This window comes from Solibacillus sp. (assembly GCF_040273735.1).
GTDB lineage: Bacteria > Bacillota > Bacilli > Bacillales_A > Planococcaceae > Solibacillus.
The window spans coordinates 80620-100222 of sequence record NZ_JBELZM010000001.1 but is presented as its reverse complement, the minus strand read 5'-3'; the positions used below and the strand labels follow the sequence as shown (position 1 = coordinate 100222).

Annotated in this window: 20 protein-coding genes; all 20 read right to left on the bottom strand. The window is 39.4% G+C overall.

The features are described 5' to 3' along the window. Positions 1–4: 4 nt before the first annotated feature. The 20 genes from ABS917_RS00505 to ABS917_RS00410 all read right to left on the bottom strand — a co-directional run bounded on the left by ABS917_RS00505 (position 5) and on the right by ABS917_RS00410 (position 19440). Entirely contained in the window at positions 5–712 is a 708-nt protein-coding gene (locus tag ABS917_RS00505) for a DUF881 domain-containing protein (RefSeq protein WP_350477192.1), read from the bottom strand. 23 nt (positions 713–735) lie between these two features. Next, positions 736–1476: a DUF881 domain-containing protein gene (locus ABS917_RS00500; RefSeq protein WP_350477191.1), complete on the bottom strand. Its 741-nt coding sequence runs from the start codon at positions 1474–1476 to the stop codon at positions 736–738. Continuing rightward, complete coding sequence (locus ABS917_RS00495; RefSeq protein WP_350477190.1) at positions 1457–2323, bottom strand: cell division protein FtsQ/DivIB; 867 nt, start codon at positions 2321–2323, stop codon at positions 1457–1459. The genes ABS917_RS00500 and ABS917_RS00495 overlap by 20 nt, the downstream gene beginning before the upstream one ends. Before the next feature lie 5 nt (positions 2324–2328). Then, entirely contained in the window at positions 2329–3387 is a 1059-nt protein-coding gene (locus ABS917_RS00490; RefSeq protein ID WP_350477189.1) for an FtsW/RodA/SpoVE family cell cycle protein, read from the bottom strand. 42 nt (positions 3388–3429) lie between these two features. Continuing rightward, positions 3430–4782: a UDP-N-acetylmuramoyl-L-alanine--D-glutamate ligase gene (murD, locus tag ABS917_RS00485; RefSeq protein WP_350477188.1), complete on the bottom strand. Its 1353-nt coding sequence runs from the start codon at positions 4780–4782 to the stop codon at positions 3430–3432. Beyond that, on the bottom strand, positions 4779–5753 hold the full coding sequence (gene mraY, locus ABS917_RS00480) for a phospho-N-acetylmuramoyl-pentapeptide-transferase (RefSeq protein WP_339175453.1): 975 nt from the start codon (positions 5751–5753) through the stop codon (positions 4779–4781). The genes murD and mraY overlap by 4 nt, the downstream gene beginning before the upstream one ends. A 140-nt stretch (positions 5754–5893) precedes the next feature. Then, a complete protein-coding gene (locus ABS917_RS00475; RefSeq protein ID WP_350477187.1) occupies positions 5894–7810 on the bottom strand; it encodes a penicillin-binding transpeptidase domain-containing protein in 1917 nt (638 codons plus the stop codon). Positions 7811–7869: 59 nt separating this feature from the next. After that, positions 7870–10059, bottom strand: a complete 2190-nt coding sequence (locus ABS917_RS00470) for a penicillin-binding protein (protein ID WP_350477186.1) — start codon at positions 10057–10059, stop codon at positions 7870–7872. 38 nt (positions 10060–10097) lie between these two features. Next, positions 10098–10478 (bottom strand): cell division protein FtsL, encoded by a 381-nt coding sequence (gene ftsL, locus ABS917_RS00465; protein WP_350477185.1) that lies wholly within the window; start codon positions 10476–10478, stop codon positions 10098–10100. A gap of 3 nt (positions 10479–10481) precedes the next feature. Next, a complete protein-coding gene (rsmH, locus tag ABS917_RS00460; protein WP_350477184.1) occupies positions 10482–11432 on the bottom strand; it encodes a 16S rRNA (cytosine(1402)-N(4))-methyltransferase RsmH in 951 nt (316 codons plus the stop codon). Positions 11433–11557: 125 nt separating this feature from the next. Then, on the bottom strand, positions 11558–11989 hold the full coding sequence (mraZ, locus tag ABS917_RS00455) for a division/cell wall cluster transcriptional repressor MraZ (RefSeq protein ID WP_014824545.1): 432 nt from the start codon (positions 11987–11989) through the stop codon (positions 11558–11560). A gap of 175 nt (positions 11990–12164) precedes the next feature. Then, the gene (gene bshC / locus ABS917_RS00450; protein ID WP_350477183.1) at positions 12165–13781 is read right to left on the bottom strand and encodes a bacillithiol biosynthesis cysteine-adding enzyme BshC; all 1617 of its coding nucleotides are present in this window, start codon (positions 13779–13781) and stop codon (positions 12165–12167) included. A gap of 107 nt (positions 13782–13888) precedes the next feature. After that, positions 13889–14284, bottom strand: coding sequence for a DUF3397 domain-containing protein (locus ABS917_RS00445; protein WP_350477182.1), 396 nt, complete (start codon positions 14282–14284; stop codon positions 13889–13891). Beyond that, on the bottom strand, positions 14281–15174 hold the full coding sequence (locus tag ABS917_RS00440) for a ketopantoate reductase family protein (RefSeq protein ID WP_350477181.1): 894 nt from the start codon (positions 15172–15174) through the stop codon (positions 14281–14283). The genes ABS917_RS00445 and ABS917_RS00440 overlap by 4 nt, the downstream gene beginning before the upstream one ends. A gap of 69 nt (positions 15175–15243) precedes the next feature. Next, positions 15244–16782, bottom strand: coding sequence for an acyl-CoA carboxylase subunit beta (locus ABS917_RS00435; protein WP_350477180.1), 1539 nt, complete (start codon positions 16780–16782; stop codon positions 15244–15246). 17 nt (positions 16783–16799) lie between these two features. Continuing rightward, a complete protein-coding gene (locus ABS917_RS00430) occupies positions 16800–17012 on the bottom strand; it encodes an acetyl-CoA carboxylase biotin carboxyl carrier protein subunit (RefSeq protein WP_079524997.1) in 213 nt (70 codons plus the stop codon). A 134-nt stretch (positions 17013–17146) separates the two neighbouring features. After that, the gene (locus tag ABS917_RS00425) at positions 17147–17533 is read right to left on the bottom strand and encodes a transcriptional regulator (protein WP_350477179.1); all 387 of its coding nucleotides are present in this window, start codon (positions 17531–17533) and stop codon (positions 17147–17149) included. 256 nt (positions 17534–17789) lie between these two features. After that, the gene (locus ABS917_RS00420; protein ID WP_350477178.1) at positions 17790–18554 is read right to left on the bottom strand and encodes an enoyl-CoA hydratase/isomerase family protein; all 765 of its coding nucleotides are present in this window, start codon (positions 18552–18554) and stop codon (positions 17790–17792) included. A gap of 155 nt (positions 18555–18709) precedes the next feature. Then, on the bottom strand, positions 18710–18883 hold the full coding sequence (gene rpmF / locus ABS917_RS00415; protein WP_008403415.1) for a 50S ribosomal protein L32: 174 nt from the start codon (positions 18881–18883) through the stop codon (positions 18710–18712). A gap of 23 nt (positions 18884–18906) precedes the next feature. Then, positions 18907–19440 (bottom strand): YceD family protein, encoded by a 534-nt coding sequence (locus ABS917_RS00410; protein ID WP_350477177.1) that lies wholly within the window; start codon positions 19438–19440, stop codon positions 18907–18909. Positions 19441–19603: the final 163 nt, after the last annotated feature.

Sequence of the window (19603 nt, the reverse complement as noted above, 5' to 3'; positions counted from 1 at the left end):
CCTTCTACTTTTCTGATAAATACTTAATTCTTTGTACAGGCGCAACTGAATCAATTTGTATATTCTGCTCTGAATCATGAATCGACAATACTAGATTATCAATATAAAACTCATCCTGAAACGTAGAAGCCAGCAAATGATTTTTCATTTTCTCGGCTTGCTCATACGTAAGTGTAATGATGTTTATTTCAATATCCATATTTTGAATCGGCTCACTATTGATCGTCGTTTTCCCATTAATATCGCGAATGGCCGAATTGTAGCTTAAACGTTTGCCATCCACTTCAATTGCCCGTGCATTATAGCGATTTAAATCATTTATAAGGCGAATTAACAGTTCAGGCGATACAGGCTTTATTTCATAGCCTAAGTCCATTAATTCAGGTGAAGGGCCAACTGATAACGTTAACCCCGGTCCTTCAACCGGCAAAATTCCTGCACGTTCTTTGAGTTGATCAACAGTTTGCTGCAATAGTATTTCCGGATTATCAAACTCTGCATCCTCATATTTATTTACTGTTTCGGTTAGTTCGCTTATGGCGGTCAGCAGTTCGGAATGCCGCTCCTGTTCCACAAATAATTGCTGACGAATTTCCCAAATATCAACTGTAGTTCGTTCGGTCGGATTTTGAACAGTGTTGTATTGAACTGCAAGCATAAAGCCGATGATGAACGAGATCATTGTAATATTACGGTACATTTTTTTCGTCATCATCTTCCCTCCGATTTTATGCCTTATTCATCGCTGACTGTTTGCATTTCTATTAGGTCGTCTGTTTCCAAAGTAACGACAATTTGTTCATTTAATAATTGGTCAAATACTCCCCCTGCCAATTCTAACGAAGAAATAAGTACATCCTGATTACCAACTGCCTCAATTACAAATGGTGCGGGGTACTGTTGTCCATCAATTGTTATGACTGGACCATTGCAGGCAATGTAAGAATTCGGTTTCAAACGTTGTCCGTTAATCGAAATTGCCTCGGCACCTGCAATTTTTAATTCATTTAATACTTTAAATATGTGACTTTCGTGCACAATATACTCATTGGGGTTGGTAGTATCTGGATTATAATCACCGTCTTGCAGTGTTATTTTGATCCCTTGTCCCATTCCATCTGTTAGTCCTAATAACAGTCGCAATTGCTCAGCATCCTGCCGATTCTGTTCATATTGCGTTTCGTTCGAAGAAAACTGCTTTTCATATGTTCGAATTTTCTCCTCTAATTGGGCCAACTCACCTGCAAGCTCTTTGTTTCTTTCCTGTTTTTCAATCAAATCTTCCATGTACTGATTTTCCTGCTCAAACTGGGGAGAGGCAGAACTTAATGTACGCTTGTCCTTCGATAAATTATAGGAAAAACCGATAATAAATCCTGTAATCACGCATACAATTAGTATAGCGCCATACTTTTTTGAAAAAAATGCAGATTTTTTCTTCGGCTGCCTGCTGTTATCATTCTGGCTCTTCTTCATTTTGTTCTTCCAGTTGCCCCCCTTCATCCGTTTCCGCATTTTCTGTTTCATCTGTAGTTTCTTCAGTTTTTTCAGTGTCTTCTTTTATTAATGAATATTCTCCTGAAAAAGGTCGGTAATATGAACCAACCTCAATATCTACAATCCCTTTTTCAGAGACGTCCTCGCTTTCAATTTGCGCAATAATCGATGGATAGTAATTTAACTTTTCTGCTAAAGTATTCGCATCTGCGCGTACTTCATAGCCATCATTCATGAAAAGCGTAATTGAATACGGGTCCGCCTCTGTGGGATTTGCATTAATTTGTGAAATGAGCGACAGTACTTCCGGTTTTAGATTTGCAAGTTCCTTTAACAGCTTTTTTCGAAGAGCCTCATTTTCGAAATCCCGGAAAATCGGTGCATCGATAGGAACAATTTCATTGGGTTCTTCAAAGACAATGCCATTATCAAGCATAGGGTAAAACTCCCCGTCTTGTGAGATATAGGCTACTTTTTGCCATTCCTCAATTGTAATTTGAACTTCATTCAGGAATTTCCTTTCGACATTTACGGATTTTACCCATTCATGCTGAGCAATTGCCTGCTCCACTTCCGAAATTTTAAAGCCCCATAACGAATCATCAATTTTTAAATTTGACTGTTCGATATAGTACGTATCTTCCTTAAGAGCTGCCCCTTTAATATCAATTTTTTTTATATCACTATAAGGTAATTGAAAATAAAGAAGGATGATAATGATAAAAAGAAAAATCGTCACTAGTCCTAAAAATTTAAAATTTGTACGGCGTCTTCTGCGTTTTTTCATAGCTGGTACTCGTTCTGTAATATCGATTACTTTTTCCATTATCCCTACTCCTTCCTTCTTTCATATGAAAAATTTAAAATAAGCGCTACGGTTACCCAGACAACAACGAGCGATGTTCCGCCATAGCTTATAAATGGCAGTGTTACACCGGTTACAGGCAATAAGTTAATAACTACCCCTATGTTCAGCGCTGCCTGTACAGCAATCATCGTTGTAAGTCCGCATATCGCATAAAAATGAAATACATGCTTACATTGTAATGCCAAGCGATATCCTAGAATTAAAAAGCACGCAAAAATAAGCAGCAGTCCCATTCCACCGACAAGTCCGATTTCTTCTAAAATAATCGCAAAAATAAAATCGTTCTGCGGTTCCGGTAAGTATAAATACTTTTGTCTACTTTTTAATAATCCATGTCCAAACAAGCCTGCCGGACCTATCGCAAATAAAGATTGTACAGCTTGGAAGCCGCTTCCTAACGGGTCTGCCCAAGGGTTGATAAACGCTTCGATCCGTTTAAGACGATATGGAGCCGCGATAATTAACCCGGCAAGGCCTCCTATACCTAAAGTGATGAGGACAACATATAAGCGCAACGGATATTGTGCAATAAAAAATATAATTAAAACAACTACAACTAATATAAAGACAGCACCGAAATCAGGCTGAAGCATAATTAAGGCTGCCGGAAGAATCAATATGAGAAAATGCTTCACTTGAACAATGCGCTCATACGATTTCCGCTGTGTTAATAAGGCACTAATATAAATAATTGTCGTTACTTTCGCAATTTCAGCCGGTTGTATCGTTAAAGGACCGATTCCAATCCAACTTTGCGAACCATTTCGGACAATCCCGATACCCGGGATAAGAACAGCAACAAGTAAGCCAAGCGAGATGATATAAAAAATCTTCCACACTTTCGGTTGCTGTAAAAACTCCCAGTTCATAATGGCTGCACAAATGATAAGTGCAACGATGAAATAGATTGACTGCTTCAGGTAAAACGGGGTTTGTCCATCATAGTGAACATTCCCCCAATATGTACCTGCTGAAAAAATAAAGAGTATGCCAATAAGCGACAATACAATCGCACTGATCATAAAATACTGTTGATTTTTTTGCGACAGTGTAACTATCCTTTCTTATGAAAGTTTCATAACACGATCAATAAATAAGTCGCCCCGAATTTCAAAGCTCGCATGTTGATCCCAGCTTGCACATGCCGGTGACAGTAAAATGATGTCACCTTCTTCAGACATTTTTGCTCCGTATCCGACTGCATCTTCTACATCAATTGCACGCACAATATTCGTAATGCCACATGATTTTGCAAATTCGATAAAGCGAAGTGCAGTCTCACCGAACGCGACAACTGCCTTTACACGTGTCATTTCTTTACGAAGCTCTTCAAATGAATGCCCGCGATCTAATCCGCCGGCCAATAATACAATCGGTTGCTCAAATGCAGCCAAGGCACTTTTCGTTGCCAGTACATTTGTTGCTTTTGAATCATTGTAAATTTTACGTCCTTGCCATTCACGGACAAACTGCGTACGGTGACGTACCCCTGCAAATGTTGATAAAACTTCTTCAATCGCTTCAACAGGACATTGCTGCAGTAGGGCTGCTGCTACAGCACATAAAATATTTTCTAAATTATGCTCGCCTGGCAATACAATATTATCACGTTTTAAGATCGCATCGCCTTGCCAATAAATGTTTTCTTTATCTGCACTAATTCCTTGTTTTGCATGACCTTTTGTCGTAAATGGAATGAGTTGGGCATTTGATTTTTGAGCATATTTCGCCACAACTTCCTGATCGGCATTATAAATAAAATAATCTTCAGCTGTTTGGTTGCGTGTGACCCCAAATTTAGCTTCAGCATATTCTTCAAATGTCCCATGGTAATCTAAATGGGCTTCATACAGATTTGTCAAAATTGCAATATGCGGTCTGAATTCACGTGTCCCCATTAACTGAAACGATGATAACTCAGTAACGATGACCTCATCTGCTTTTGCTTCTGCTGCAACACCACAAGCAACGGTTCCAATATTCCCGGCGATTAATGGTTTTAAACTGCCTACTTTTAGCATTTCGTATAGTAAAGTTGTTGTTGTTGTTTTACCATTCGAACCGGTAATACCGATAAATGGGGCTTCACTTACTAAATAGGCAAGTTCCATTTCTGTAATAACAGGTAGACCTTTTATTATCGCATCGGCAACGATCGGATTTGTGTATGGAATCCCGGGGTTTTTTACGACAAGCTCAAAACCTTCATCAAGCAAATCTTCTGGGTGTCGTCCACAAATTACGGTAATTCCTTTTGATAAAAGCTCCTGCGCTTCAGGATTTGCATCAAATGGCTTTGCATCATTGACTGTTACAAATGCACCTAACCGATGCAAAAGTTCAGCAGCCGCAACACCACTTTTCGCCAATCCTAAAACGAGTACTTTTTTAGCTTGTAATCCTTCATATTCCATCATAATAACGCCTCCGCTAATACTGCTATAAGTGCTACGATACACCCTGTTGACCAAAATACTAGTACGACTTTCCATTCTGACCAGCCAGATAATTCAAAATGGTGGTGAATCGGACTCATTTTGAAAATACGTTTTTTACGCAGTTTATAGCTTCCTACTTGTAAAATAACGGATAATGTTTCAATAACAAATACGAGACCGATTAATAGTAACAGCAATTCTTGTTTTACCAGTACCGAAATCATTGCCAATGCACCGCCAAGCGCAAGGGAACCTGTATCTCCCATAAACACTTTCGCCGGATTTGCATTAAAAATCAAAAATCCTAGTAATGCACCAGTTACAGCAAATGCAAATAATGCGATATCGGCTTGCTCGTTAAATAATGCAATGACACCGAATGCAGCAAATGCAATTGAAGCCGTTCCTGATACGAGTCCATCCAAACCATCTGTTAAATTGACCGCATTTGAAAAACCTACTAGCCAGAATATTAAAAACCCTACATATAGAATTCCTAAATCTATCGATAAATCTGTATATGGAATCCCTACAGATGTATCAAATGAACCTAAACGTAATAGTAAAAACGCTGCAATCGCAATTGCGATTTGACCAATTAATTTTTGAAGGGAAGTCAGTCCTAAATTACGTTTAAAAATAACTTTTAGCCCATCATCTAAAAAGCCAATTACGCCAAATCCAACTAAAACAAGTAATAATACAATCGTTTGTGTTGTAAACAAGTCGAAAATCATTGCGACTATAATTGTCGAAATAATAATGGCTAACAAGAAAATTAAACCACCCATTGTAGGTGTACCCGCTTTTTTCATATGTGATTGAGGGCCTTCTTCACGTATACTTTGCCCGAATTTTAATCGGCGTAAAAGAGGGATTCCTACTGGTGCTAAAATGACCGTTACTAAAAATGATGAAAAGAGTATGGTCAATGTTGTTGATAATGTCATAATATATCTCCTTTAAAACTTCTGTCTGAATATGGTGAACGTTTGATTTTCAACGATTACGACCTCTAGTTATTATTGTGAAAAAACGTCCTTCACTATAATAGTTGTTTTAGTTGCATTTTGAAAGACGGAAATCCAATTTAATTTCCTAAATATAAATGAACACTACCACTTTGGATAATAAGACTATCAGCTGATGGAACTTGCTGAATTACTTTTTCGCCTTCTCCGTGCCATTCGATCTTATAAGGATATAAATGTGGAATTACTTCTTCTTTTGTCATTCCAATAAAGTTTGGTGTACGCTCAGTCAATTCATCGCCCCAAACGTAATCCCGTTCTATTTGATCTTTTTGCTTTTCGATATTGTACAGCGGTGCTGCATCTTCAATAATGCGACCTACAATCGGTGCAGCGATAACACTTCCGAATTGCAAGGAACTTTTCGGATTATCAATCGCAACATACACGATAATTTCCGGATCATTGGCCGGCGCAAAACCGATGAACGATACAATATAGTCTCCGTCCTTATAGCGGCCGTTTTCCACCTTTTGCGCTGTCCCTGTTTTGCCACCAATGCGTAAACCGTCACGAAATGCCTGGCGACCAGAACCTTTTGCAACTACAAGCTCCAATGCATGACGCACTTTTTCCGATGTCTCTTCACTGATGACCTGCGCTTTTGCTTCAGGATCTTGCTCCATAATAACTTCATTTGTTTTGGAGTCCAGTATTTTCGAAACCGTATATGGCGTATATAATGTCCCGCCATTAATTGCTGCTGAGACTGCCTGCATCTGCTGAATCGGCGTAACGGAAACACCCTGACCAAAAGAGGTCGTAGCATGCTCTACCGGACCAAATGCTTCTTTTGAAAATAATATACCTGATGATTCGCCGGCAATGTTAGAGCCCGTTTTTTTCCCGAATCCGAATTTGTGAATATACTCAAGCAACTTAGTTGAACCTACTCGTTGCCCTAGCTCTACAAAACCAGGGTTACAGGAATTTTGTACAACTTCGTAAAAAGTCTGGTCTTTATGTCCTTCTCGTTTCCAACAGCGCAATCGTGCCCCCTCGACCATTGTATAGCCTTGATCATGAAAATGTTCTTCCTCCATGTTGACTACACCTTCTTCAATAGCAGCACTGAGCGTAATAATTTTGAATGTGGAACCCGGTTCATAAGACATAAATACAGGAAGGTTACGATTATATATACTTGGCTCTACTTCCGAAAATTTCATTGGATCGTATGTCGGGAATGATGCAAGCGCCAGTATTTCACCACTATTTGGATTCATTGCAATGGCCAATGCCTGATCTGCATCATATTCCAGCATTGCCTGTGATAATTCTCGTTCGACAATTTTCTGAAGTTTTAAATCAATTGTCAGCTGAATTGTCGCACCGTCTTTTCCGTCTTTCCATTCATCATCTACATGCTCCAATGCATTCCCTTTTGCATCAGTAAATAACCGAATGGCTGCATCCGAACTTTTTAGTAATTCATCATATTCGTATTCGATTCCTGCCAAACCTTGGTTATCAGCACCTGTAAACCCTAAAAAGCGTGCAAGCAAATTTCCGTGCGGATAAGACCTTACATAATCGACACCACTGTATAAACCCGGAATTTGGAGCTGCTGGATTTTTTCCGCTTGCTCATAAGTGATGTTTTTAGCTTCTGGAGCAATTTTTACTAGGGATACTCTTTGCAGCAGTCTATTCAATATTTTGGCTCGATCCTTATTGAGCACATTTGCAATGGCATCTGCTGCTTGTTCTTTATCTTCGTTTTGTGAAGGCATGAAGTACAAAGTCGGGGCAAGTTTATTCGTTACAATTACTTCATTGTTTCGGTCAGTAATTTCGCCTCGCTGTGTATGGAACGGAATTTCCCTGTCCCAGTTTTCTTTTGCCTTTGTCGAAAGCTCATCATACTGAATAATTTGAACGGATACTAATTTAACAAAAATCGCCACGCCGTATAATACAAGTGCGATGGCGATCCATGTTAAACGTTTTTTAGATTTTGTAGTTACCCATTTCATAATATGACACCTCACCTAAAACAACGTATGTTAAAGATGAAGTTTGTATTCAAATCTCTCTAATCTTGTGGAAGTTCTTCACTAAATTCTTCGTCTTGCTCTTCTTCCAGCTCCATATCCTCTGCCGGAGGGGTCAAATGCTTCTCCTCAGGGGTTTTTAGCTTGACGACGATCGGTGAATCATCTGTTATTGGCGTCCCTTGAGAAACACTTTGGCTTTCAACATAACCTTCCCCGACAATTTCAATCGGCAGTTTGGATAGTGACTTATAAACAAGTAAATTACGTAGTGACCAATCACTAAACGATGGTAATGTAATTTCTCCATCTGTCTTTAAGAAAACGATGCTCCCACTTGTTAATGATGCATCTGCTGCAGGGAACTGTTCTGTAATTTCTCCGTCTTGACCGATTATTACTGGTACCAGTCCTTCTGCTTCCAGTTGAGTCATGACAGTATCTGTCTGCTTGCCTACATAATCGTCAATCTTTGTCGTCTCCACTTCTGCTACGTCCGACGGATTGATATTCATGTACTTCAAACTGTTCAGTACAACTGAATTGAAAACTTGTGAAACTGGGTCAGAACCTATTTCGGTTGCACCTAGTTTTGGCTTTGCAACTGCAATAAATACAGCCAGCTGTGGATCTTCCGCTGGAGCCATTCCTAAAAATGAATAAAGGAATTCATTTTTCCCCCAGTCATAACCAATTCCATTTGCTTTTGGCATTTGGGCAGTTCCTGTTTTTCCGGCTACTTTATAGCCGTCAATCTGGAAACGTTTCGCATTCCCGACTTCTCCGTATATAGTAGAAGCTAGAACTTCACGCGTTTGCTGCGCTGTCTCGGCCGAAATCGGTTCACCTTTCATAGTAGGCTCTGAATCTACTAAAACCTCACCAGTGTTCGGATTAACAATTTTATCGATTACATATGGCTGCATCATTTTCCCGTCATTCGCAACGGCCGTTACCCCTTGTATTAACTGAATCGGTGTAACAGTCGAACCTTGACCGAATGTCGTCGTATACTTTTCCAAAGGATAGCGCGAGTTAATAATGCCGCTCGCTTCATTCGGTAAATCAATGCCTGTTTTTTGACCGAAACCAAACTCCTTTAAATAGCTTTCATACGTTTCCCAGCCCATAATATCAAGCAAGTTCGTCATCGCCGTATTTGAAGAGCGTTGAATACCTTGTAAATAGGAAATCGGGCCCCAACCGTATCTATTGTGATCCCGTATTGTATCGTTATAAACTTTATACTGCCCTGACTGGTACGTTGCATTCGGATGCCAATTCCCTGAATCGATTGCGGCTGCAACCGTAAATGTTTTAAATGTGGAACCCGGTTCAATTGTATTTTCCACAACATCATTTAGCCAGTTGCCATCTAATCCTTCACGCGTGTCAGGATTGAAAGTTGGTCGTTGTGACATCGCCAAGATTTCTCCCGTTTTTGGATTCGCTACGACAGCAACCATAGACTGCGGCTTATATTGATCGTTGACACGCGTCATTGCTTCTTCCAGGAAGTTTTGGATCGTTTTATCGATTGTCAAATAAATATCGTTCCCGTCTTGTGCTTCCTGTACGACTTTATCACTGCTTGGCAATAAATAGTTACGAGCATCTCGCTGGTAGGTTAACTTACCATCGGTTCCCGTTAATTGCTTGTCATAAATATATTCAAGCCCCATTTTCCCGACAACCGACGAATTCCCGTCATCATCGGTTTCACGCAATGCAAAACCTATAAGATGAGAGGCAAAGGCACCGTTCGGATAATAGCGTTTTTTGTCGCTGTATAATAGAATGCCAGGCAGATCAAGCTCTTCAATCTTCTTTTTCACTTCATGACTGATGCCGCGCCCTGCCAGTCCAAACTCGACTTGATATAAATCTTTGGATGGGTTTAGCCGTTCATAAATTTTTTCTTCATCCATCGGAATGTATTGCGCCAATAACTTTGCTGTTTCAGCTTTATCGACGACATGCCTTGGATTTTTTTTGTTTTCTGTTGCCGATTCTTTAATTACCGCTACAAGACGGTAGCTTAATGTATCTTCGGCAATCACATTTTCATTGCGGTCCAGAATCTTCCCACGGTCTGCCGATAACACATATCCAGTTTCGTACCTTGATAATGCTTCTTCTTCCAATTCATGCCCTTTTACCATCCCTGTCGCCTGGATTGATGCAAAACGCCAATATAATAGTAAAAAGAGCCCTCCAAAGAATATAAACATTAGAAAGGCTCCTATCTGGTAACGAAATCTTCTCTTTTTCATTCTCCCGGCACTACTTTCACATTTTTCTCATTTAGTGTTAATCCGAGTTCTTTCGCTTTTTCCCAAATACGTTGGTGAGTGGAGCGTTCACTTACTTGTACTTTTAAATCTGTATTATTGTTATTGACTTCAGTTATGTCGCGTTCGATTTTTTGGATTTCCATACTGAGTGTTTGGATTTCTCCTTGAGTATGTAATATGGAAATAGCGAAAGATGCTACTACGATTGCAAATACTAGGAACAAAAACTTTTCCTGTGCCGAAAAATACTTTGGTTTGCGTTTTTTCTGCTGAACCGGCAGTCTTTGTTCCTGCTGCTGATGTTGAGGTAGTTCTGGCTGCTGTTGTATATAAGTTTGCCTTGCTCTTACTGCCATTTTTTACCCACGTCCTTTATCGTTAATTTTTTCAGCGATGCGCAATTTTGCTGAACGTGAACGATTATTCGCAGCTAACTCCTCGTCTGATGGTAAAATCGGTTTTCTTGTCACTAATTTAAGTACTGGTTTCATATGCTCTGGAATAACCGGTAATCCGGGAGGTAAATCCGGCAATGATGAAGCCTCTTTAAACAGTGTTTTTGTTAAGCGGTCTTCTAATGAATGGAATGTAATCACACTTATACGACCACCAATTTTCAATAAATCGATTGCATCTACTAAAGAATCTTCCGCTGCACCTAATTCATCATTTACAGCAATTCGAATAGCCTGGAAGATTCGCTTTGCAGGATGTCCACCTTTGCGACGTGCTGGGGCTGGAATACCATCTTTTATAAGCTCTACTAATTGACCCGTTGTTTCAACAGGAGCAATTTCACGGGCTTGTTCAATTTTGCGCGCAACTTGTTTAGAAAATTTTTCTTCTCCGTAACGGAAGAAAATACGAACAAGATTTTCGTATGACCATTCATTCACAACATGATATGCGCTCAGTTCTGCAGTCTGATCCATTCGCATATCGAGCGGTGCATCATGATGGTAACTAAATCCGCGTTCTGGTGTATCTAGTTGTGGTGATGAAACACCTAAATCATATAAAATCCCATCTATTTGATGAATGTTCAGTTTGTGTAATTCTTCTTTTAAATAGCGGAAATTTGAGTGTACGAATATAACGCGATCTAAATAATCGGCTAATCGTACTTTTGCGTTTTCAATAGCCGTTGTATCCTGGTCAAAGCAAATTAAACGGCCTTTTTCTGATAATTGTTGTACAAGGTACTCACTATGACCTGCACCACCTAATGTGCAGTCTACATAAATACCATCCGGATTGATGTTCAACCCATCAACAGTTTCTCTCAATAATACGGTTGTATGATCGAACATAGTTTGAAGCACCTCTTAATATTAATTCAATTACGTGTCGGTACTATTACACCCGGATTAAGAGTTCATGTCGGTTCTGTAATAGTGACCATTGCTTTAAATTTTTCCAACTACTACTAAAAAATTTAAAAATCAAAGCCAATCAGATTTTCTGCGATTTCATCAAATGATTCCGCCGATTGCTCGAAGTATTGCTGCCAAGATTCTTTCGCCCAAATTTCAATTTTACTCGATACACCTAATATCACGCATTCTTTTTCAAGATTAGCGTATCCAATCAGTGTAGACGGAATATTAATTCGGCCTTGCTTGTCCACTTCAACTTCTGTTGCCCCAGAAAAGAAAAATCGCGCAAATGCACGAGCATCTTTTTTGGTCATCGGTAAATCCTTTAATTTATCTTCGAGTTTTCGCCATTCATCCATAGGATATCCAAAAATGCATTGATCTAGCCCGCGAGTTATTACAAAGTGTTCTCCAAGTGATTCTCGAAACTTTGCAGGGACAATCATACGGCCTTTTGCATCGATAGAATGTTGATATTCTCCCATGAACATGCTACTCACCCCACTTTAATAAATAATGTACCACATCCCCCCACTTTCTACCACCAAATTCCTTGCTTCTCATAACAATAAAACGAAATTACGTAAATGAGCATATTCTCACACATACGTTCGGTGCTAAAAGACACAAAAAAGAGTTATCTACATATGAGATAACTCTTGTTATTTATAAGGTAATAAGTTGGTGTTTCACGGAAATACTCATAGGTAACTCCAATAAATCATCAATCAGCTTTTCCCCATAGGTATTTAGAAACAAATAAGGGTTGTATAAACGCTCCTGGTAACTACCATTCGGATATAATAGCGACTGGATCGTTTTGTATTGGCGAATTGCAACTTCATGCTTTTCTATATTTTGCTGTTCCAGTTTCGAGCGTAAATATTGGAATTGACGCTCATGGTAATTTTTATTCTTCTCCAATAAATCTTCCACATGATAGTTACCATGCTGCAGATAGCTCGTCAGTTGTTCATACTGCTCTTCCATCTGTTTTTGCATCTGCTCAATCGCGCGCGTTACTTGCTCGTCTTTCACACTATCCACAAATTGCGCTAAGTGTTCATCGACCTTACCTGACAGCACATCCGTTACAGACAGCTCTTTTTGTTCCAGTAATGCATCAACTTGACGGGTAACAAGCGTAATGCTGAGCCTTGGCGCAAATATCGGCATTTGCAGCTGCAGTGTATCAAATGCAGGCTTTAAAGTTGCCCAATAAGCAAGTTCACCGGGACCGCCGACAAAAGCTAGTACCGGGAGTGCCATTTCCTGCATCAATGGTCGGGTAACAACATTATTGCTTAAAAATTCAGGAGACTCATTCGCAATAGCTACTAATTCCTCTTTCGAAAAATTCGCATGGGCTGACCCATTTTTAAAATGGCCTCCACTGCGCTCCAGCAGAAAACGCTCGCCTTCTTTAATGTAAAATAAATTCGCATTTTGCTCCGTAGCTTCGATCGGCATTGCATAGCCTTTCTCGGCAAGCTTTCTTTCCTGCGCTACAACACCTGTTGCGATCGATTCGTTTTTTTCAATCAATTGGACAAAATAGTTTTTTTCATACTGTCTGAACGGCCGATATGTTGCATCCAGCATTAATAAGCCATGCTTTTTAAATAAATCATTCATCAGCAGCGTAAAGAAATCAGTAAATGTTTCACTATTATCTGCATGATTCAAAACATTATTCAGTAAGTCTGCTGTATGTTCTGTTTCCCCATAATCTTTAAATACGTTTAAAATAAACTGTTGTAGTGCTTCTTTATTCAATTCTGTAGTCGAAGCCATTTTCTTCAGCTTAGAACGTTCACTGTAACCACGTTTTTTCACTTCGCCATTTGTCATTGTATACGTATGATTGATCTCTTCTATATCGTGATCTTCACCCGCAATCCAAAACATTGGTACAACCGGTGCATTTAGTACTTTCCTTTGTTGTTCCGCCAGCAGAATAACCGTAATCGCTTTATGAACAGAGTAGAGAGGACCTGTCAGCAAACCAGCTTGCTGACCACCTACTACAACTACAGCACCTTGCTCAAGTTCATCTAAATGATGCCCCGTTTTTTCCGGGATGCCATACCGCTCCATATAACTGCGTATAATTTGAGCCAGCTCTTTCGAACGATATGTACGATTTTTCAAATACTCGAATCGTTGATCAAAAGCTCCCTCACTATATTTATATTCAAAAAACGAATGGATATCGCCATTCTCCGACCAATAGTCCGCTAATAGCTTATTCGTTACTGGTGAATTTATTTGTTCTAGCTCCATGAAAATTCTCCTCTACTTCTCTTTACTCAATTTTGAAATTACCTTTATTACTGCGTTGCTTTATTTTTCTCCGGATACTAGTTTACAGAAAAGAAAAGTCTAGCCACCTAATCAGCCATCATAAACATCATAACTGAATGGGTAATTCCAACGATCCAAATTATAAAATAAGTGATGCTGAACAATAAAAAGTAAAAGCGCCAAACTTTTTTCAGTAATGGCTTTACTTCAATTTCTTTTTTCGTTCGCCAATCAACATATGTAAAAACAATCGCAATTACGAGTACGACAATTAGCATCGGCATTAATATACCAATATTCCATAGTCCTTGTAACGCAATTGGTATTGAAAAAAACAAAAGAAATGTTGTAATATCCGCCGCCAAGCCAATCGCCTTATGTTTTTTTATTCGAAGCTTACGGCATATGAGCAGCACAGTGATAAAAGCAATAATTGGACATACAATAATTGTTGCCACCAAATATTGAAAAAATAATATCACAGTTGTTCACCGCTCTCTTCAAATGCTTTCACTAGATGATAAAGTGTTTGTAACACAGGTAATTCCTTCTCATTTTGCTCCGCTTTTTTCAAAATCGCTCCCGCTATAGTATCAATTTCGGTTCTGCGATTTGCGAGACGATCCGCCAGCATAGACGATGTATTTCCTGCTGTTCTTTCACAAAGTGCAATAACTTGTTCAAACCGAAACGATTCTTTAAACTGCGGAAATGCCGTTATGAGTTCGTTATATAAATTATTCAATAATTGCAATGTATAGCTCTGTGTAATTAGCTGTCCATTTTTCACTTGCAAAATCGCGGTTAACGGATTGATAAAACAATTCAGCAGCGCTTTCTCCATCAGCATCATTTCTGCATCCTCTTCAAATACAATCGGCAGACCGGACGATGAAAGTTCGTTTAGGAAATCAAACTTGCTGTGATCCCCTTTTGCTACAGCAACTTTCATCACACCTTCCCCTTTATGGGCGACATGATACTGTGACAGTTTAAGAGCCCCGAATTGAATCGAGCTAAATGCAATATGGGCTTTACTTAATGCAAGTACTTCCTCATAATGTGCTAAACCATTCTGCAAAAATAATAATGGAATAGATTCGTTTACATGCTCCATACTTGCATACACTTCATGAAGTTGTCCATATTTTACAGCTACAATGATTAAATTCGCTTTATTGGTAAGTGCAGAAATATACTTAACGTTGACGGTCGTAACAGATTGATTCAAGTTCGTCCTAGCAATCTGGATGTCCTTAAATACAGTTCTCTCCGCAGGTTTCCCGACAATGTACACATCCATATTCTTTTCAGCAAAATAGCTTGCTACTAATAAACCAACTGCACCTGCACCAATGATTTCAATTCGCATTATATTATACCTCAAATTTATTTCGAATTAAAAAGGTCTGCCTTCAAGACAGACCTTTAGCTAAATTTATTATACTGGATATACCGGATGTTTTCGATATGGTAAAACAATTTGTTTCGAATTATAGTAATTAAAGCGTTGAATTAATGTATGTCGCAGTTGATTTGGTGCGACAATATCATCAATTACCATCTCGGAAGCTAATTTGTATAAATCGATTTCTTCCTTGTATTCTTCAATTTTTTGTTTCACAAACTGGATTCGCTCTTTCGGATCTTCAATCGCCTCGATTTTATTTGAATAAACAGCATTTACAGCCGCTTCAGGACCCATTACCGCTATTTGGGCAGTTGGTAAAGCAATTACTGCATCCGGTTCAAATGCCGGTCCGCACATCGCATAAAGGCCAGCTCCATACGCTTTACGAACGATAACCGAGATTTTTGGTACTGTCGCTGAACTCATCGCCGATATAAATTTTGCTCCATGTCGAATAATTCCCGCCTTTTCTACTTTTGTACCGATCATAAAGCCCGGTACATCTGCTAAAAATAGCAGCGGAATGGAGAATGCATCACAAAGCGTTATGAACTTCGCCGCTTTATCGGCAGAATCGATAAACAATACGCCGCCTTTTACCTTCGGCTGATTGGCGATAATCCCTACAACTTGCCCATCGATGCGCGCTAGCCCAGTTATCAGTTCAGAAGCAAAAAGCTTTTTAATTTCAAAGAAGCTGTCTTCATCAATCAGCTGTTCGATACATTCATACATATCAAATGGCGCATTTTGATTTTCAGGAATAATCTCTTCCAGTGTTCTCCCGCTTTTAGGTACCTTCGTTTCATCAATCGGAGGGAATTCTGCAAAGTTTGCAGGAAAATAACTGATATAACGCCTCGCTTCACGGATTGCCTCTTCTTCGTTCGCAGCCAACACATCTCCACAGCCGCTAACGGTACAGTGCATACGCGCTCCGCCCATTTCTTCGAGCGAAACTTTTTCGCCGATTACTTTTTCAGCCATTCTCGGTGATCCTAAGTACATTGAAGCATTTCCGTCCACCATTATAACGATGTCACAAAAGGCCGGAATATAGGCTCCTCCTGCAGCAGATGGGCCGAATAAAATACATATTTGAGGAATCATTCCGCTCATACGTACTTGATTATGGAAAATACGGCCTGCCCCGCGTCGCCCAGGGAACATTTCAAGCTGATCTGTTATACGGGCCCCTGCAGAATCGACTAAGTAAAGCATTGGTACTTGCATCTTTTCCGCAGTTTCTTGAATACGGATTATTTTTTCAACTGTTCGTGAACCCCATGACCCAGCTTTGATAGTAGAGTCATTTGCCATAACGCAAACGGTTTGCCCATCAATTTGCCCAATAGCTGTTACAACTCCATCCGCAGGCAAATCTCCGGCCTCACAATTTGCAAATCGGGCATCTTCCTCATAAATTCCATCATCAAATAATTGCTTCAAGCGATCCCGGACAAAAAGTTTATTCGTTTCTTTTAACTTTTCGTGATATTTAGGTTGCCCGCCTGCGTATATTTTTTCTGTTTTATGCTGTAAGTGTTCGTTATAAGTAGGCTGTGTCATTATCTTCCCTCCATCACTTAAGCTAATTCTACTAAGATATCATTCTCTTCAACAAAATCTCCTTCAGCAACAGTAATTTTTGCTACTGTTCCATCCGCTTCTGCCTCATGCGGGATTTCCATTTTCATCGATTCCAAAATGATGAGTGTTTGCCCTTTTGTCACACTGTCTCCTTCTTTAACACTTACCTCGAATACTGTCCCTGCCATCTGTGCTTTTACTTCTGCCATGCAAAAGGCCCCCTTGTTAGAAGATATTTGCGCTACTCGCGCTATGTTTCTACTTCTATTGTAAGTAGCCTTAAAATTAATTACAATTATTTTCTCGAAAAATTATTTTATTTCTATTTATAGTTGGGTTTTCTTTAACTCGGTTTCCCTTTCGTTAAAGTTACACCTTGTTGTAACCACTTCGTAATTTTGTCGTATTCTGACTGCAATTCCGAATATTTCATTTCTAGATCGTTATACGCTTCTGTCAATTCTTCAAAACTAGATAACGCCAATTTTAAGTGACTGCGCATTAATTGCTTCGGGCGCTTTCTGACGCTGTTCAAAACCTGTCCATACTGCGCTCGCAATGTTTTATTCCAGCGAAAGCCGCAAGCTTGCTTCGTCCGGTTTAATTCCTGTGCTGCCTGCTCAAAAGCTTCTAATTGTGTACGTCCGTTTTGAACTGTTTGAATCACAATTTCAGCTAACTTTTCATCATCTGCAATTGTCCATTGATCTTTCCTTCTTTTTTGCTCCACAGTTGCACCACCTCATATTTTTTACTACTATATGCCATGATGAACAAAATAGACTTAAAAACAAAAAAAGTTACGATAAAAATAGTTTTCATCGTAACTAGGGGAAGTTGATTTTCAGTGCGAATTATAGTCCAGCACAATATTGGTCACGAATGCGTTATCACAGGACTTGACGATTTCAGCACCCGTTCCATTTCTCGTCAATTCCAATCAACGTTCTTCATATAGATTATTACTCAAGCAATCTGCTAACGGATTATTTTTTCTTCTCGAGGAAGTTCTGCACAGCTTTGTGGTGGGCTTCGGATTCCCACAGCTTTGCACATAGTCTGATTTCTTCCATCACTCGCTCGTACATGTTGCGCTCACGCCATTTTCTTAATTCTATTTCTTTATATGCCTGATGGACAGATGGACGAATCTTAGCCATATGCTCAATAAATTCTGCAAGAGCCTGCTCTTTCGTCCCTTCAATATACACACGCATCGCCCAACCAATCTCATATAACGTTTGCGCGTCATATGGTTTTGCGTCTACCAGCATTTTTAATGCACGGTCATGGCGCAGTCCACGCTCAAACAAATATGTTCCTCCACCCCATCCAGACGTAATCGCAAGCGTCCCTTGGATGAAGCCGGCTTTTGCATGTGAGGAAATCAGGCGGAAATCGCAAGCTGTCGCAATTTCACAACCTCCTCCAACAGCAGTTCCGTTTATTAAAGCAATTGTCGGTACAGGCAATGTTGCTAAATCATATAAAATATTCCCCATTTTACCCAGCATGCCAAACGCTTCTTCTTCTGTTTCCAAGCTATGAAACTCCGACAAGTCCCCGCCCGAGCAAAATGACTTTTCCCCGGCACCTGTTATAACTAAGAAGCGCACACCATTATGTTCTTTTATGTATGTAATAACTTCCTTTAAACCATCCATCACCGCGTAGTTTATAGCATTTCTTTTATCTTCTCGATTAATCGTAAATGTTAGAATCCCATCTTCATTCTGAATTAAGTAATCCACTTGCCCATCCCCTTTAGTAATTATTTCGATATATCAAACTATTCTAATAATAGTTGAGCGCTAATGTTTTGACAATGGTTCTATGCAAAAACAGAAAAAAGACTAGTTAAGAGCCATGGTCTCTTAACTAGTCTTTATATAGCGTAAATACTGAATTATTTCGCTACTACTTCTTTACCTTTGTATTGTCCGCAAGCTTTGCAAACACGGTGAGATAGTTTAGCTTCTCCACAGTTTGGGCAAGCTACCATACCAGGTACAGATAGTTTGAAATGCGTACGACGCTTTCTTTTTGCAGTTTTAGAAGTTCTTCTAAATGGTACAGCCATTGATGGCACCTCCTTACAGATATTTATTCATCTGTTTGATCAAAATACTTAGCTAAAGCAGCCAGTCTTGGATCCAATTTTGGTTCGTCAACTTCCTTAGCTTTTTCTACATCTTCATCCGTTGAATAGTTCCAGCCTTTACCGCCTTGCACTTGTCCTTCGGTATCCTCTTTGAATACTTGCATCGGCACTTCAAGAAGAATTAATTCCTCCAGGACTGGTTTCATATCAACAACGTCTCCATCAACATAATGGATATCGCCCTCAACATCCCCGCGATTTTCTTCATCGACCCAGCTGAAAACTTCTACTGTTTCGATGTTCACAGGATATTCAACATCTTCCCATGTGCGTGCACATGGAAGCGTTAATGTAGTGCTAATCGTTAATTGACAAGTCATTTGCGATGCACCAAAAGTACAAAGCCCTTTTACATGAACGGGTGAAACGTTACGTATATCGGTGTTACGATTTTTTACTTCATCCAACTGAACAACTGTATCAATCGGCATTCCGTCTTTTCGAAACTTTGATAATTGATGAATTGACCATTTCATTCGTTAATCACCTCGAGACAACACTGTTTATTATATAGCCCATAAAAAAAGATGTCAAGATAATTTCTTGTCACTATTACAAAACGTGCTTATAATCAAATTAATTCTAACATATTGCTAAGATACATTCATTTCGAACGTATTGATGCGAACAAAAAACTAT

What these genes read in the sequence shown, in the direction of transcription:
- ABS917_RS00505 (WP_350477192.1), bottom strand. Translation starts at nt 712, where the DNA reads ATGACGAAAAAAATGTACCGTAATATTACAATGATCTCGTTCATCATC.
- ABS917_RS00500 (WP_350477191.1), bottom strand. Translation starts at nt 1,476, where the DNA reads ATGAAGAAGAGCCAGAATGATAACAGCAGGCAGCCGAAGAAAAAATCT.
- ABS917_RS00495 (WP_350477190.1), bottom strand. Translation starts at nt 2,323, where the DNA reads ATGGAAAAAGTAATCGATATTACAGAACGAGTACCAGCTATGAAAAAA.
- ABS917_RS00490 (WP_350477189.1), bottom strand. Translation starts at nt 3,387, where the DNA reads ATGATCAGTGCGATTGTATTGTCGCTTATTGGCATACTCTTTATTTTT.
- murD (WP_350477188.1), bottom strand. Translation starts at nt 4,782, where the DNA reads ATGATGGAATATGAAGGATTACAAGCTAAAAAAGTACTCGTTTTAGGA.
- mraY (WP_339175453.1), bottom strand. Translation starts at nt 5,753, where the DNA reads ATGACATTATCAACAACATTGACCATACTCTTTTCATCATTTTTAGTA.
- ABS917_RS00475 (WP_350477187.1), bottom strand. Translation starts at nt 7,810, where the DNA reads ATGAAATGGGTAACTACAAAATCTAAAAAACGTTTAACATGGATCGCC.
- ABS917_RS00470 (WP_350477186.1), bottom strand. Translation starts at nt 10,059, where the DNA reads ATGTTTATATTCTTTGGAGGGCTCTTTTTACTATTATATTGGCGTTTT.
- ftsL (WP_350477185.1), bottom strand. Translation starts at nt 10,478, where the DNA reads ATGGCAGTAAGAGCAAGGCAAACTTATATACAACAGCAGCCAGAACTA.
- rsmH (WP_350477184.1), bottom strand. Translation starts at nt 11,432, where the DNA reads ATGTTCGATCATACAACCGTATTATTGAGAGAAACTGTTGATGGGTTG.
- mraZ (WP_014824545.1), bottom strand. Translation starts at nt 11,989, where the DNA reads ATGTTCATGGGAGAATATCAACATTCTATCGATGCAAAAGGCCGTATG.
- bshC (WP_350477183.1), bottom strand. Translation starts at nt 13,781, where the DNA reads ATGGAGCTAGAACAAATAAATTCACCAGTAACGAATAAGCTATTAGCG.
- ABS917_RS00440 (WP_350477181.1), bottom strand. Translation starts at nt 15,174, where the DNA reads ATGCGAATTGAAATCATTGGTGCAGGTGCAGTTGGTTTATTAGTAGCA.
- ABS917_RS00435 (WP_350477180.1), bottom strand. Translation starts at nt 16,782, where the DNA reads ATGACACAGCCTACTTATAACGAACACTTACAGCATAAAACAGAAAAA.
- ABS917_RS00430 (WP_079524997.1), bottom strand. Translation starts at nt 17,012, where the DNA reads ATGGCAGAAGTAAAAGCACAGATGGCAGGGACAGTATTCGAGGTAAGT.
- rpmF (WP_008403415.1), bottom strand. Translation starts at nt 18,883, where the DNA reads ATGGCTGTACCATTTAGAAGAACTTCTAAAACTGCAAAAAGAAAGCGT.
- ABS917_RS00410 (WP_350477177.1), bottom strand. Translation starts at nt 19,440, where the DNA reads ATGAAATGGTCAATTCATCAATTATCAAAGTTTCGAAAAGACGGAATG.